We start from the raw sequence: 14,714 nt of genomic DNA, 5'->3' as shown, positions 1-14,714 counted from the left end.
TGATTCATATTCATAAAAAACACGTCACCCTTTCTCATTAACATAAGAAAATAGTAACGTGCTTTTAACTTCAAAAATAGTCTAAATCCTTAAGTTGATGGATGTGGGGGATTGGCCCTATAACAACAACTAATTTGTTATTTTACACTTTTTCAGATGGAGAGAAACTTATATATACAGATGCAGATGGCATAGCTCAATATGGTACAACGAATATACTTTCACCTAGTGAGGTTTCGTATATAAATTTGTTTATCAATGGAATTTTGCAACCACAACCATTCTATGAAGTTAGTACTGGTAAACTAACTTTATTGGATAACCAACCACCATCGCAAGGTGCTTCAATTATTTTACAATTTATTATTATTAATTAAAAAAGACAGATTCTTAATGAAAAGGAATCTGTCTTTTTTGTTCTGAATTACATTCGTTAACATTAAGTGACGATAAATTCAATTGTAATTGGAATTCCGCCGTCTAATGCATCCCCACCAGGAATTGTAATAGCACCAGTAGGACCAGTAGTAACACTGGAGTTCACGCTTGGTTGAAGAATACCGTTCACATATAAGTTGTAATACGTGAAAGTCGGAAAAGCGGTTGCAGTAGTACCCGCATCGTTTAAACAAGCTGTGGCAGCAATTGCAAAAGCTGCACCTGTACCTGTGCCGGCTCCTAGTGTGGATGTAAATCTTCTAGATGCCATAAATGGTTGAATGATAGGCAATTAATTTTCACTCCTTACAATATTTTATTAGAACGAAGTATAAAATAACTTGTCCACTATATTGTATGAGAGTTTTTTATAATAGAAACGGCTTCACCTTTATAAGGTGAGCCCAATTTTAGTAAGGAAATGTTCTTTATTTATATGAAAAAATGATGTTGTTACTTGCGGAATATATGTTAATCGTAAATTCGGTTTTTGTATTCAAATTAAAATGTGTCTTTGAACCTAAGAGATAAACGTGGAAAAATAAAATAAACTCTTAAGTTTAGGTATTTAATCTAAGCAGTCAATTATTAAAAACATATAATTAATATGTGAGTCATGAACATAATTAAATAGCGTTTGCAAGTTTAATTATATTTCATGTTTCCTATTTTAAGTCAATATATAACACATACTCTTTTACAACTTTATGATCCTTATAATAGGAAAAACTCAAATATAAAACAAGTAAGGAGGACATAAATGACAAGTAATAATTGTTTCGGTCATAACCACTGCAATAATCCGATTGTTTTCACTCCAGAGTGTTGTAACAATCCACAAACAGTTCCGATTACTAGTGAGCAATTAGGTAGATTAATTACTTTACTAAACTCTTTAATTTCGGCTATTGCAGCGTTTTTTGCAAATCCAAGTGATGCAAACAGATTAGCTTTACTCAATTTGTTTACTCAACTATTGAACTTACTAAATGAATTAGCACCTTCTCCAGAAGGGAATTTCTTAAAACAATTAATTCAAAGTATTATTAATTTACTACAATCTCCTAACCCAAATCTAAGTCAATTACTTTCTTTATTACAACAATTCTACAGTGCTCTTGCACCATTCTTTTTCTCTTTAATTATTGACCCTGCAAGTTTACAACTTTTATTAAATTTATTAACTCAATTAATTGGTGCTACTCCAGGAGGAGGCCCAACAGGCCCAACAGGTCCAACAGGTCCAGGAGGCGGAGCAACAGGTTTAACAGGAGCAACAGGAGCAACAGGAGCGACAGGAGCAACAGGAGCAACAGGTCCAACAGGAGCAGGAGCAACAGGAGCAACAGGAGCAACAGGAGCAACAGGAGCAACAGGTCCAACAGGAGCAACAGGAGCAACAGGAGCAACAGGTCCAACAGGAGCAACAGGTTTAACAGGAGCAACAGGTTTAACAGGAGCAACAGGTTTAACAGGAGCAACAGGTCCAACAGGAGCAACAGGTCCAACGGGGGCAACAGGTTTAACTGGTGCAACAGGCTTAACAGGAGCAACAGGTGCAACTGGTGGCGGAGCTATTATTCCGTTTGCTTCAGGTACAACACCAGCAGCATTAGTTAATGCGTTAGTAGCTAATACAGGAACTCTTCTCGGATTTGGATTTAGTCAGCCTGGTATAGCGTTAACGGGTGGAACAAGTATCACATTAGCATTAGGTGTAGGTGATTATGCATTTGTAGCACCACGCGCAGGAACTATTACGTCATTAGCAGGTTTCTTTAGTGCAACAGCTGCATTATCTCCATTATCACCTGTTCAAGTGCAAATACAAATATTAACTGCACCTGCAGCAAGCAATACGTTTACAGTACAAGGTGCACCTCTATTATTAACGCCAGCATTTGCCGCAATAGCGATTGGTTCTACAGCATCAGGAATCATACCTGAAGCTATTCCAGTAGCAGCTGGGGATAAAATACTGTTATATGTTTCATTAACAGCAGCAAGTCCAATAGCTGCAGTTGCTGGATTTGTAAGTGCAGGTATTAATATCGTTTAATTTGTTACAATGTTTAGTAGGAAATTAAACAGGGGTTTGTATATAGTCCTTCCTAATAAATTTAGGAAGGACTATATTTTTTAGGAAAATAAGTAATAAATTAATTGAACAATTACTCTTTGTTAAGTTCGTATAAAAAAGTATAATTTACCCTTTCTCATTTAAGTAATAAGTTATGTAACTTTAAAAATTTCCGATCAGTAAAAAAAGATGAATTCTTTTAAAAAAGAATTCATCCATAAGATAAACTATTTATTTTTATTACAGTTACATCCTTTTTTCTTTACATAGCCTTGCTCCGCTAAGTCTCTTTGCGATTGGGAATTGGAAGATTGAGAATTGGAAGATTGAGAGGATGCTGAAGAACTACTATTTTTATTATAAGAGTAGTTTTTTCGATAGTTATAATTACTCATAGTACTATCACCTCCAATTTAATATATAAATATTATATGTATGTCCACTATCAATTGTTACTATTTTTAATAGGAAGAGAAGATACAATAAAAAAATCTCCTTGGTATTTTCCTAGGAGATAAATGATGATTCTTTCGAAAATTTACAAATTAATAGCCCCAGTAAAGAGGGAAGTAATAAGAATCTTGGTGATGCGGATTATGTTGTTGAGCGAGGGGCTGGGTTGGATAATTTTTCATTTCACGGTTTTGATTGCAGTTTGACGGAGGACCAATTACAGTAGTTGATTGAATAGGGGAAACCGCTTGTTTCCATTGTTGTTCATTGAGGCAGTAAGTATGTGCCATCATATGAGCAGGAGTTAATCTTAAAATGTCAGAACCGAAAATAACTTCTGGCGCTGGAGCATTGAAAATAGCTAATAAATGAGTATTATTTGCTGTAGCAATTTCATAATGCCACCACGCTTGTGGAATGTTGGCAACTTGCCCGGGTTTTATCGGTAAGTTTAATATTTGATTCGTAAATGGATTAAGTAAAGAAACAACAGCAGACCCTGAAATACAATAAACAAGTTCAGCTGCATTTTGATGAATATGTGGTTCTACAACATTTCCTGTACTTAAATAAATATCTAATAAAGAAGTATTTTCTAAAGTATTTAATTGTTTAATACCAAGTACATTTATATAATTTTGGGCATCTTTCCGAAAAAAATTACTTTTATTTACATCATAAGTAAAATTGGTTGAGGGGGAGGTATAGTCGATGTTGGCAGTCAATTGTATTACCCGCCTTTCTATAGGTAAGTTAGGTTACAAAATTAGGATATGTGTCTAGTCTTTGTTTTGTGCTGTTGTCGGTAGCTTAATAAATTCACTTATTCCATAAAGAATAAGGTGTTAAGACCAAACTATATTCGTATTCCCATTCATACTTTGGATTGATGGAAAAAAGTAATGAAAATGTTAATTTAAAATTACATCAATCATTTATAAGGAGTGAATGTTCATGTCATTTAGTGAAATGATTAGAAATGAAGTACTCAGCTGGGCGGGTGTTTCTGAAAAACCGCATCGATTTGGTGGTATTGAAATAAATTATGGCAAGAAAGAACTTGGCCATCTTCATGGTGATAAATTAGCTGATTTACCATTTCCGAAGTTAAAGCGAGATGAATTAGTGAAGCAAGGCTTGGTAAAACCACATCACGTATTACCTGAATCAGGATGGATCAGTTATTATTTAATGAAAGAATCCCTTTCCACCGCATATTTATTACTTTTACAACAATTATCTGAGGTAGAAAGGATTGTTTTCATATTAAGAGAAGTTTTCAGTTATGAATACGAAGAAATAGCTTCAATTGTTGATAAGAGTAGTGTAAACTGCAGGAAGATCTTTCAACGTGCTCGAAAAAGCATGTTGGAGAAACCGAAGCAATCAAAATTAAGCACGGAGAAAATGGCTTCTTATGTTGAAAAGTTTGTATCATCATTACAGTGTGGGGATGCGGAAGGTATGTTAGAAGTATTAAAAACAGATGCTATACTCAAAGCTGATGGTGGTGGTAAAGTTACGACTGCGATTAACCCGATTTATTCTGCGGATCGAATTATACGTTTGTTCTTTGGGATTGCACAACGATTGACAGAAGAGTACACTGTTGATTTCAAAATGGTCAATGGTATACCAGGAGTTATAGTTACAATAAATAATAAAGTAACTTATGTTCTTTCGTTTGTATTTGAGGATGAGAAAATTTCAAATATTTATATGATGGTTAACCCTGAAAAACTTATGCATTTAAATGTAAAAATATAAAAAAGCGCATTTCTTCAGAAATGCGTTTTTTATTATTTTTCTAACATTTCAAGAGGTACATCTTTTTCGCCAGCTACCTCAAATTTAATTTCCCCGTCTTCTTCATAAATACGTGTAATAATCGGTATAGTAATCATTAATTTTTTATGCTGCTTTCGTTTTCTAGCAGCATCTAAGCTAATCACGTTCATTTGTAAGCATCCTTTCTTCTGGAAATATATAAACAAAGAAAATGCGTCCGAAAAGGGCGCTTAATTGAATTTGAAATACCGATTCATTTAAATGGGGTTTATATAATTTAATAACTGCAATTTTAATATGAAATAATATGAATGGAATAATTGCACGTAGAAATTAACTTTACCAAAAAACGAAACAATATGCTATAAAAAAATTCAAATCTTTGTCATATAACAGGAAAAAGGTTTTTGTTTCGCATATAATGAAAGTAGACGGGCAGCAAGAGCTTTTTCATCATATTGCTTTGGAAAGGCGATGGAAAAAATGGATACGTTAGATTCATTATTATTTCAACTTGAACAATATGGAGAAGAGCATGATCGAAATAAAAAAACAAGGGAAGAAAAATTACGGAATATTACTCGTGAGATGGGGCAATTTTTATCAATTTTAGTAAAAGGGTGTAGCGCAAAAAACATTTTAGAAATCGGAACTTCTAATGGTTATTCTACATTGTGGTTAGCTAATGCGGTAGAAGAAACAAATGGAAATGTAACAACTGTAGAGCTTTCTTCAGAACGAGTTGGAGAGGCACTTGTCAATTTTGAAAAGGCAAACCTTTTACAAAGGATTGATGTTCATAATCAAGAAGCAGGGGCATTTTTAGATGCGCAATTAGATCATTCATTTGATTTTATTTTCCTAGATTCAGAGCGTACGCAATACATGTGGTGGCTTGAGCATATAAAACGCATTTTACAACCAAAGGGTTTTCTTGTTGTTGATAACGCAACCTCTCATGCAAATGAATTAGCCGAGTTTAAAAAAATGATAGAAGAAGATGAAATGTTTGAAACGGTGTTATTGGCATTTCAAAATGGAGCATTCGTAGCGCGCAAGAAGAAATAGGAGTGGGCGCAATATAATTATCACATTGAAAAAGGGTGTATGTCAAAAGATTGAGTACAGAAGGATAGAAGAACATAATTTATATACGTAACATACGAAGAATCCGCCTTCAGCATGTCGTTCTCTAGGTCTTAAGTCTGAGGAAAATTATGTTGTTTACAGGTATACTTATAGTAAGAAACAGGGAATGACTGCATAAACAGGCATTTCTAAAAAAATCGATTTCAAGCAATCAGAATGTATATGAAATACGATATAATAGATGAAATATAGTGCATATAAATTCGCACATATAAATAAAGGAGCGATTTTGTTGACTGAACTCGAGAAAAAAGAACCTGTATCGATCGTGAAAGATAATAATGTAGAAGTAGTGGTTGATACAGTTATAAAAGATGCAGAATTAGAGGAACTGAATAAAGAAGCTGATCTTTATGTACAAAAGTTAAATAGCGAGCAAAATACAGATTTATCAAAAGTATTGTCTCAGCTAGGAGATTTAGGAGATAAAGAGCAACAAGCAGCAGGACAAACGTTGTCAGCATTAAAACGTCCTGTAACAGCGATGATGAATGGGAAAAATGAAGAAATTCCAAATACATTGTTAGAATTACGAAAAGTGGTATCAGAGCTTGATCCCAATTCACTTAAAGCAAGTGGTATGAAGAAAATAATGTTTAAAGTATTCAAGAAAAATCCACTTGAAACATACGTGCATAAATACCAATCAATAGATAAACAAATCGAGGAAATCATTAGATCCCTTCTAATTGGCCGTGATAACTTACAAGAGGATACAGTGGGTCTTGAAATGCTTAAAGAACAATCGCACGATAAAATTCATGCGCTTGATAAACAAGTATACTTAGGGAAAAAGCTTGCTGGCATGCTTGAAGCTGAGAAACAAAACCCAGAGCGTCAAAGAGATATTCCATTAATTAACGATGCGTTAGAAAAGATACTTGTACGTACACGTAATATGCAGCAAGCGAAAAGTGTTTTATTACAATCTATCGCATCTGTAGACATTATTAAGAAAAATAATGAAAAGTTAACAGAGGCAATTCGTAATGCAATTACGATGACGCAAAACGTTGTAACGGTTTCAGCTGCTATTCAGTTAGCGTTAACAAATCAACGGAAAACAATCGATGCAGTGAATGCGACAAATGAAGCAATTGAATCGATGGTATTAAGTAATTCTCAAGCGTTAAAACAAAATACAGAAGAAACGACAAAATTGCTTGAAAACCCTGCTATTAGCATGGGTAAATTACGTGAATCATTCCAAAATGTGTTCGCTGCAATTGAAGCATCTGAAAAATCGTCAGAACGTATTATCGAGTCAAGTAAGAAGTTCGTTATTGAACTAGACACATTTAATGATGAGATGAAGCAGAAACTCATTCAGCGTCCAAGGAAATAACGTATTATTAGAGGAGGTGAACAAATGAGTTTCATTCAAACAGTATTATTACTACTCGGTACATTGCTTTTAATAGCATTTACTGTCGTTGTTTTAGTCGTATATTTCGGACGGAAGCTGTATTTTTCATGGACGAAGCCATATAAAAGAGCGCAAGATTCTTTAGATAAGTTATCAAACAAATCAATACCGTTTCTACAAGAATTTACACAACATCCACTGTTTTATCGCTGGATTCGCACTGAAGGAAAGAAAGAACAAAATACATTAAATACTCTATTTTGTGCATCAGGTCAACGTACGAGAGAACAAGTCTTCTCGATGTTACCGAAAGAAAAGCAGAAAAAAGTGCATGTAATGGCAAAAACTACGAAAAAGCTTACGAATGAAGATATTGATGTAGCTGCGATGAAAGTGAAAGATTTCTTAAGACAAGAGACACAGCAAACTGTAAAACCGACAGACTTATCATTTTACAAATTGTATTTTTATGACCGTTATCCAGACGCATTAAATACAATTCAAGCGTATAAACGCTCAATAAATCCTTCATTACAAAGAACGGTTGATGATATTACAATTTCAGTATTGAATGCACTTCCGTACTATCAAGAGCAACGCATGTTTGAACAACAACATAAACTTGAAACGTTCTTAATGAAAGATTTAACGGCCATGTTATCGTTGGTAGTACAATTACCACCTTCACAAAGACCAGAGAAGGAAGAAGAACTGAAAATCTACTTGGAAAATTTCCAAAAAGAAATGGAAGTAGTAGAGCGAGATATTCGCGACTCAATTGATCACGATTTAAATGTGAAGATGAGAGCAGCGACTGAGAAGTTTAAGAATAAATAACAAAAAGCGCCTTGAAAGCTAAGTATCACAGCTTTAGGGCGCTTTTTGTTATGAGATTTTATTTTGCACTAACGGTAGTATGACTAGAAGCCACACTTTCATTATGCAATCGATCAACTGCAGTTACGACATACGTATACGTTTCTCCAGAAATAACGGTTTTATCTACATAAATTTCTCCAAGTTTTGTTTTTCTTACAGTAGTAAGTAAATTTTTCGGATTTTGTATATCCACTTCATTTTTCCCATTCGCGCGGTAAATAGCGTAATAAGTAGAATCATTATCTCTATTGTCAATGATACCGATTGCAATACCTTCATCTCTTGGAATGGCACCTTTTAAAGTCGGTTGTTTTGGTGGATCATGATCAAGCCAAGGCATAGGCGGAATTAATGCAGGATATTTATATATGTCTTTTGAGAGTCTATCTTTAGCTCCAAGTGGATTGTTATTAATATCTTTTAAGCTAAAATGCATACTACCTTTTATTTCAGGATATAGCCGGTTTAATGCAATTTGTCTTGGATATTCTTCTGGATCAGACCAAGCAGGGACGGAGTTATTATTAATTTTATAGACCGCTTGACCGATGTATAGGTGAATCGGTTTGTTATTTGTTTCTTTAACCCACCAATCTACTAATATGTCATATGCAGCTGGGGTGAAACCTATATTCCAATATATTTGCGGTGTAATGTAGTCAATATATCCTTTTTGTATCCACTCACGTGTGTCAGCATAAAGGTCATCATAGTTTCTTTGGCCTGCGGTTGTGTTAGAGCCAGTCGGATCGTCAGCTATATTTCTCCATACGCCGAACGGACTAATGCCAAACTTTACATATGATTTTTCTTGTTTTATAGCAGTATTTAAATCTTTTACAAGTTCATTTACATTGTTACGTCGCCAATCTTCTATATTTGTAAATCTACCGTTATTATATGTTTCGTACGTTTTCTGATCTGGAAATTCTTCACCGGCTACTTTATATGGATAAAAATAATCATCCATATGCAGCGCATCAATATCGTAATTTTGCACGATTTCTAAAGCACCTTCTGTTATAAATTTTTTCACTTCTGGAATACCGGGATTGTAATATAACTTTCCGCCATAAGGGACAACCCAATTGGGATGTTGCCTTGCAGGGTGATTATTTGATAATCGATTTATATCGGTGTGATTCATCGTTATTCGGTATGGGTTAATCCAAGCGTGGAATTCTATATTTCTTTTATGAGTTTCTTCAATCATAAATGCAAGCGGGTCATAACCAGGATCTTTTCCTTGTGTTCCTGTAATGTATTCAGACCAAGGACCGTAATTTGAAGGATAGAAAGCATCAGCGGTTGGTTTAATTTGTACAACAACTGCATTCATACCAGTGCTTTTTACATCGTCTAATAATCTTATAAATTCTTGTTTCTGTTTTTCAATGGGTAAGCCAGTTTTTGAGGGCCAATCAATATTCAGAACAGATGCAATCCATACAGCACGTAATTCATGTTTTTTGTATGCAGTATTTACTTCAGCATAAGTAGAGTGAGGGGGAATGAAAGAGAAAGGGATGAACAAGATGACGATACAACATATCATTAATAAACGTTTAACGATCATTTATACGCCTCCCTATCATATGATTATTTAAAATAATATAGGAGGCGAGGTTGACTTTGCAATAGAGAAAATTGCATATTGAAACATTAATTTAATAGGAAAAATATTTTTAATGAAATTTACTTTCATTATAACTAAATTCATTTACTACTTCATATGCTTGTTAGTAAAGTGAAACTTCCTTTCATTTGAAGGGTAATAAATTATAAGTATAGGAGGATTAATAAATGAAAGTTTTGTTCGTCTGTTCTGGAGGAATGTCCAGTGCAATTGTTGTAAACGCTTTAAAAAAAGAAGCGGAGAAAAATGGTGTGAACATGGAAGTGCATGCAATTGGAACGAATGAGGTAGAGGAAGAAGTAAAGAATGGCTGGGATGTCGTAATGGTTGCACCTCAAATAAGACACCGATTTGACTCTGTAAAAAAATTTGCAGAGGAGGAATCTATTCCGTGTGGCATCATTCCACCGCAAGCATACACGCCACTTGGAGGCCCGACTTTATTAAAAACTGTAAATGAATTAATTAGTTAGGAGGAAGCGTTATGAATAAGTTTGTCACGTTTCTTGATAAAAACTTATCTGGCCCGATGGCAAGGCTTTCTGAGCAGAGGCATCTACAAGCAATCCGTGATGGAGTTATTTCGGCGTTACCATTTATTATAGTAGGAAGCTTTTTTTTAATAGTAGCATTTCCACCACTGCCGAAAGATAGTTTCATATCGGTTTGGGCATTAAAGAATCAAACAAGTATATTGATACCATATCGTTTAACTATGTTTATTATGTCCTTATATATAGCATTTGGAATAGGATATAATTTAGCGAAAAGTTATAAATTAGATGCTTTATCAGGAGCACAGCTTGCGGTATGTTCACTACTTTTAACATTAACGCCTGAGTTAATTGATAAAAAAGGATTCATGCTTCCGATGACAAATCTTGGAGGTCATGGATTATTTGTGACGATGATCGTCTCTATTTTATCAGTTGAGATTTTAAGGTTTTGTAAGAAGAATAACGTAACGATAAAAATGCCAGAACAAGTACCACCGTCAGTATCACGTTCATTTGAAGCACTTATACCTGCAGCATTCGTTATTATTATGATGAGTCTTATTACAGTCGTTTTTAAAGTTGATTTACATTACGTTGTAGATAAACTAGCCGCACCATTAGTAAAAGCTGGTGATAGTTACTTTGGCGTTATTATACCTGTATTTTTAATTACGTTTTTCTGGTCTTTCGGGATACACGGAGTATCAGTTGTAGGTACTGTGGCAAGGCCACTTTGGGATGTGTATTTAGGAAAGAACGGTGAAGCTGTAGCAAGTGGAGCGAGTCATTTTCCGTTTATTGCACCAGAACCGTTTTATCAATGGTTTATTTGGATTGGTGGTTCGGGCGCAACGTTAGGGCTTGTGTTAGCTATGATTGTATTTGGTCGATCAAAATATTCGAAAGCATTATCGAGAACGTGTATTGTTCCGGGGATCTTTAATATAAATGAACCGGTTATATTCGGTTTGCCGATTGTATTAAATCCAATTTTAATTATTCCTTTCGTCATTACCCCGTTAGTAACAGCTACTATAGCGTATGCTGCAACCGCAATGGGATTTGTAACACCAACGCATATTATGCCGCCATGGACATTACCTGCTCCAATTGGTGCATATTTAGCAACAGGTGGAGATTGGCGTGCGATTGTATTAGTTTTTATAAATATAGCAATATCGTTCCTTATTTATTTACCATTCTTTAAAATGTACGACAAAAATATGCTTGAAATCGAAAAGAATGGTGACGGAGAGTCGGTTAATCCTTAATCTGCATGCTGTTATTTTGAGTGATAGACTTTTTGTCTATCACTTCTTTCACATTAAAACTAGAAAGGGGGAAATAGAATGAATATAAAATTTAGTTATAAAGGTGTGTTTTTATTACTATTTGGAGTGATTTGTGCAAATTTACTTTTTGTCCCTTTATTAGGCATGCTAAATTTATCACAAATGCATAGTATTTGGCTCGTTACAAGTATTGCGGCAAGCGTTTTGCTTACGGTAGTTGTTTCTTTCATTGATGGATCGTTTGCATCGAAAGCTCAGTTGTTTTTTAGATTTATATTGTTTTCGATTGGTTGTACGTTGGTTACTTACATGATTGTTTTTTAGTAAATAGGAGGTCATGCATGTTATGTATGTTGCAGGGGTAATGTCCGGTACTTCGTTAGACGGAATAGATGTAGCACTCGTTCATATAGATGGAAGCGGTGTAGATTCTAAAGTTGAACTCATCCATTTTACTACTGTGCCATTTTGTAATGATATGAAAAATGATATCCAGCAGGCATTATCAATAGAAAATTCAAATGTACAACTTATATGCAGTTTGAATTTTAAACTCGGTTTACGCTTCGCAAACGCTGTAAAGGAAGTTTGTAAAGAGGCCAATTTTCCTTTGAGACAATTAGATTTAATTGGTTCTCACGGACAAACGATTTATCATCAGCCACAGCAAGATGGAGGTATGATTCCTTCTACATTACAAATTGGAGAACCAGCAATTATAGCGTATGAAACGAATACGACGGTTATTTCTAATTTTCGAACGATGGACATGGCAGCTGGAGGACAAGGAGCACCACTTGTACCATATTCAGAGATTATTTTATATCGTCACCAAACTAAAAATAGACTACTACAAAATATCGGCGGGATTGGTAATGTGACTGTAATACCAAGTCAACTAAGTGAGAAAAGCGTTATAGCATTTGATACAGGTCCAGGTAATATGGTAATGGATGAAGTATGTCAAAGGTTGTTTCAGTTGTCATATGATCAAAATGGTAACATTGCAAAACAAGGAGTAGTTGTAGAAGAGGTTTTGACATATTGTATGAATCATCCATTTTTGAAAATGAATCCACCGAAATCAACTGGTAGAGAACAGTTTGGAGAAGAATTTGTCAGTGAGTTATTAAAGCGGTTTGAAAAGCATAGTAAAGAAAATATATTGACGACTGTCACAAGGTTTACAGCAAGTTCAATTGTTTATCATTATAAGGAGTTTATTCTGCCGTATTATGAAATCGATGAGGTAATTCTAGGTGGTGGCGGAAGTTATAATGATACACTTGTAGAAATGATACGGCATGGATTGAAAGAAGAAAAATGTGCATTATTCCTTCAAGAAGATATAGGCTATTCTTCAGAAGCGAAGGAAGCAATCGCCTTTGCCATTTTAGCAAATGAAACATATCATCGTAATCCGAGTAATGTGCCGAGCGCAACAGGTGCAAAGGAATCTGTAGTTTTAGGGAATATAACATTCCCTCCAATTTGAAATGAATGAGGCGAATAGATGAAATATATGATTGGAGTAGACGGCGGGGGAACAAAGACAGAAGCAATTGCATTTGATAAAGACGGAAATGAACTTGTAAGAGCTACAAGTGGTTTTGGAAATATATTAATAGATTTTGAAGAAGTTCTTGTGCATATTATGGAGGTGATTGATCAATGCCAGAAAGGTGTATTAAATGGGCATTGCGTTTGTATTTGTTTAGGATTAGCGGGTGTAAGTGGAGTAAATACGAATGAATTAACATTACGTCTAAAGAAGAAGTATGGAACACCAATTGAAGTTTTTAATGATGCGATGATTGCACATGCAGCTGTTTTAAAAGGAAAAGATGGAATTTTAACAATTGGCGGCACAGGTGCAATTTGTCTTGGAAAGAAAGGAGAAGTGTACGAGTATAGTGGTGGATGGGGACATATTTTAGGAGATGAAGGAAGCGGATATTGGATTGCATTACAAGGTTTAAAAAGAATGGCGAATCAATTTGATCAAGGAGTTGCACTTTGCCCATTAAGCTTAAGGATTCAAGATGAATTTCAACTTTTGACGTCGTCTCATATAAAAAGACTAGTTTATAGTTCTTCAAAAGATAAAGTTGCAGCAATCGCGCCATTAGTTATTCAGGAAGCGAGAAATGGGAATGATGATGCACGTGAAATTATCTTGCAAGCTGGAAAGGAATTGGCAAGGATTACAGTAAATGTTTATAACAAGTTGAACTTTAAGCACTCAACGCCAATTGCAGTAAGTGGCAGTATATTGCGTTTAGTTCCTGAAATATTTGCTGTATTTAAGAAATGCTGTGAAGAAAGTATGAAAGAAATTACATTCGTATCACAAGCAGAAATGGCAGTGAAAGGAACATATTATTTAATGAGGGATATATATTTTTAAAAATAGCGTATGAGAATTTTTGTATGATTTGTAAATATATGATGTTAAAATGTATAAAGGGAAGTGGATAAAAAAGTACAATATACATAGTTCATGAATATTGTATAAGTACTTCCATGTAGAAAGTGAATGATTATATGATTAATAGTATGCAGTTTTTGTATTTGGTCGCTTCTTATTTATTTGGGAACATATTGACCGCTTATATAGTAACGAAATGGAGATATAACGTTGATATCCGAGATGAAGGAAGTGGGAATCCCGGCGCAAGAAATATGGGGCGTGTATATGGAAAAGGATATTTCATCGCTACATTTTTAGGTGATGCAATTAAAGGGGCAATCGTAGTTTCTATTGCAAAATACCTTTTTGGAGATTCTACATTTGTAATGTTAGCTTTACTAGCTGTTTTACTGGGACATATTTATCCAATTGTATTTAAAGGCAAGGGCGGAAAAGGCATATCAACATTTATTGGAGGATTAATCGCATTTGATTATTTGATAGCGCTTACTCTTGTTGCTGTTTTCATTATATTTTATTTAATTTTTAAAGGGTTTACTAAGCCAGGGTTAATTACAATTGCTTGTTTACCAGTTTGCATGATTTTGTATTCTTATTCTATTATTACGACTATTTTAAGTGCTTTTATCATTGTGCTTATTTTATATGTAAATCGAGACTGAAACGAAATTTTAATAAGTGGAGTAAATCTCCACTTATAATTTT

General features: G+C 34.5%; 16 protein-coding genes and 1 pseudogene. 12 read left to right on the top strand and 5 right to left on the bottom strand.

Annotated features, from left to right (window positions below; genetic code table 11):
* Nucleotides 1-107: 107 nt before the first annotated feature.
* Nucleotides 108-377: pseudogene (locus tag ACS2CR_RS23895) on the top strand (DUF4183 domain-containing protein); the annotation flags it as partial.
* Between the two features lie 62 nt (nucleotides 378-439).
* Here the strand turns inward: ACS2CR_RS23895 and ACS2CR_RS23890 are convergent.
* Nucleotides 440-730: a DUF4183 domain-containing protein gene (locus tag ACS2CR_RS23890; RefSeq protein WP_001121647.1), complete on the bottom strand. Its 291-nt coding sequence runs from the start codon at nucleotides 728-730 to the stop codon at nucleotides 440-442.
* 468 nt (nucleotides 731-1,198) lie between these two features.
* Here ACS2CR_RS23890 and ACS2CR_RS23885 point away from each other — a divergent pair, with 468 nt between their 5' ends.
* Nucleotides 1,199-2,497 (top strand): exosporium glycoprotein BclB-related protein, encoded by a 1,299-nt coding sequence (locus ACS2CR_RS23885; RefSeq protein WP_153602666.1) that lies wholly within the window; start codon nucleotides 1,199-1,201, stop codon nucleotides 2,495-2,497.
* Between the two features lie 248 nt (nucleotides 2,498-2,745).
* Here the strand turns inward: ACS2CR_RS23885 and ACS2CR_RS23880 are convergent, their stop codons facing one another.
* Both ACS2CR_RS23880 and ACS2CR_RS23875 read right to left on the bottom strand, forming a co-directional pair.
* On the bottom strand, nucleotides 2,746-2,913 hold the full coding sequence (locus ACS2CR_RS23880) for a hypothetical protein (RefSeq protein ID WP_002094006.1): 168 nt from the start codon (nucleotides 2,911-2,913) through the stop codon (nucleotides 2,746-2,748).
* Between the two features lie 150 nt (nucleotides 2,914-3,063).
* On the bottom strand, nucleotides 3,064-3,696 hold the full coding sequence (locus ACS2CR_RS23875; protein ID WP_000126329.1) for a cupin domain-containing protein: 633 nt from the start codon (nucleotides 3,694-3,696) through the stop codon (nucleotides 3,064-3,066).
* 229 nt (nucleotides 3,697-3,925) lie between these two features.
* Here ACS2CR_RS23875 and ACS2CR_RS23870 point away from each other — a divergent pair, with 229 nt between their 5' ends.
* Nucleotides 3,926-4,738, top strand: coding sequence for a luciferase domain-containing protein (locus tag ACS2CR_RS23870; protein WP_053513499.1), 813 nt, complete (start codon nucleotides 3,926-3,928; stop codon nucleotides 4,736-4,738).
* Between the two features lie 32 nt (nucleotides 4,739-4,770).
* Here ACS2CR_RS23870 and ACS2CR_RS23865 read toward each other — a convergent pair whose 3' ends face one another.
* Nucleotides 4,771-4,929 carry a hypothetical protein gene (locus ACS2CR_RS23865; RefSeq protein WP_001100984.1) on the bottom strand — a complete coding sequence of 53 codons (159 nt, stop codon included), beginning with the start codon at nucleotides 4,927-4,929 and terminating at the stop codon, nucleotides 4,771-4,773.
* Nucleotides 4,930-5,233: 304 nt separating this feature from the next.
* Here ACS2CR_RS23865 and ACS2CR_RS23860 point away from each other — a divergent pair, with 304 nt between their 5' ends.
* The 3 genes from ACS2CR_RS23860 to ACS2CR_RS23850 all read left to right on the top strand — a co-directional run bounded on the left by ACS2CR_RS23860 (nucleotide 5,234) and on the right by ACS2CR_RS23850 (nucleotide 8,111).
* Nucleotides 5,234-5,827 (top strand): O-methyltransferase, encoded by a 594-nt coding sequence (locus ACS2CR_RS23860; protein ID WP_002103079.1) that lies wholly within the window; start codon nucleotides 5,234-5,236, stop codon nucleotides 5,825-5,827.
* 313 nt (nucleotides 5,828-6,140) lie between these two features.
* On the top strand, nucleotides 6,141-7,253 hold the full coding sequence (locus tag ACS2CR_RS23855) for a toxic anion resistance protein (RefSeq protein ID WP_053513501.1): 1,113 nt from the start codon (nucleotides 6,141-6,143) through the stop codon (nucleotides 7,251-7,253).
* A gap of 24 nt (nucleotides 7,254-7,277) precedes the next feature.
* Nucleotides 7,278-8,111, top strand: a complete 834-nt coding sequence (locus ACS2CR_RS23850; RefSeq protein ID WP_000008378.1) for a DUF3974 domain-containing protein — start codon at nucleotides 7,278-7,280, stop codon at nucleotides 8,109-8,111.
* Between the two features lie 58 nt (nucleotides 8,112-8,169).
* Here ACS2CR_RS23850 and ACS2CR_RS23845 read toward each other — a convergent pair whose 3' ends face one another.
* A complete protein-coding gene (locus ACS2CR_RS23845) occupies nucleotides 8,170-9,729 on the bottom strand; it encodes a glycoside hydrolase family 10 protein (protein WP_053513503.1) in 1,560 nt (519 codons plus the stop codon).
* 227 nt (nucleotides 9,730-9,956) lie between these two features.
* Here ACS2CR_RS23845 and ACS2CR_RS23840 point away from each other — a divergent pair, with 227 nt between their 5' ends.
* From ACS2CR_RS23840 to plsY, 6 genes are all read left to right on the top strand, one after another.
* Entirely contained in the window at nucleotides 9,957-10,262 is a 306-nt protein-coding gene (locus ACS2CR_RS23840) for a PTS sugar transporter subunit IIB (RefSeq protein WP_000865907.1), read from the top strand.
* Between the two features lie 11 nt (nucleotides 10,263-10,273).
* Nucleotides 10,274-11,557, top strand: coding sequence for a PTS sugar transporter subunit IIC (locus ACS2CR_RS23835; protein WP_001032295.1), 1,284 nt, complete (start codon nucleotides 10,274-10,276; stop codon nucleotides 11,555-11,557).
* Between the two features lie 78 nt (nucleotides 11,558-11,635).
* Nucleotides 11,636-11,902 carry a hypothetical protein gene (locus ACS2CR_RS23830; RefSeq protein ID WP_001021966.1) on the top strand — a complete coding sequence of 89 codons (267 nt, stop codon included), beginning with the start codon at nucleotides 11,636-11,638 and terminating at the stop codon, nucleotides 11,900-11,902.
* 22 nt (nucleotides 11,903-11,924) lie between these two features.
* Nucleotides 11,925-13,073, top strand: a complete 1,149-nt coding sequence (gene anmK / locus ACS2CR_RS23825) for an anhydro-N-acetylmuramic acid kinase AnmK (protein ID WP_016109965.1) — start codon at nucleotides 11,925-11,927, stop codon at nucleotides 13,071-13,073.
* Between the two features lie 18 nt (nucleotides 13,074-13,091).
* Nucleotides 13,092-13,985 carry a BadF/BadG/BcrA/BcrD ATPase family protein gene (locus ACS2CR_RS23820; RefSeq protein WP_000876593.1) on the top strand — a complete coding sequence of 298 codons (894 nt, stop codon included), beginning with the start codon at nucleotides 13,092-13,094 and terminating at the stop codon, nucleotides 13,983-13,985.
* A 137-nt stretch (nucleotides 13,986-14,122) separates the two neighbouring features.
* Nucleotides 14,123-14,671, top strand: coding sequence for a glycerol-3-phosphate 1-O-acyltransferase PlsY (gene plsY, locus ACS2CR_RS23815; RefSeq protein WP_016109967.1), 549 nt, complete (start codon nucleotides 14,123-14,125; stop codon nucleotides 14,669-14,671).
* Nucleotides 14,672-14,714 lie beyond the last annotated feature (43 nt).

Source organism: Bacillus cereus group sp. BceL291 (genome assembly GCF_051776705.1).
GTDB lineage: Bacteria > Bacillota > Bacilli > Bacillales > Bacillaceae_G > Bacillus_A > Bacillus_A cereus.
Note: the sequence above shows the minus strand (reverse complement) of the source record. Positions and strands in the feature narration are given on the sequence as shown.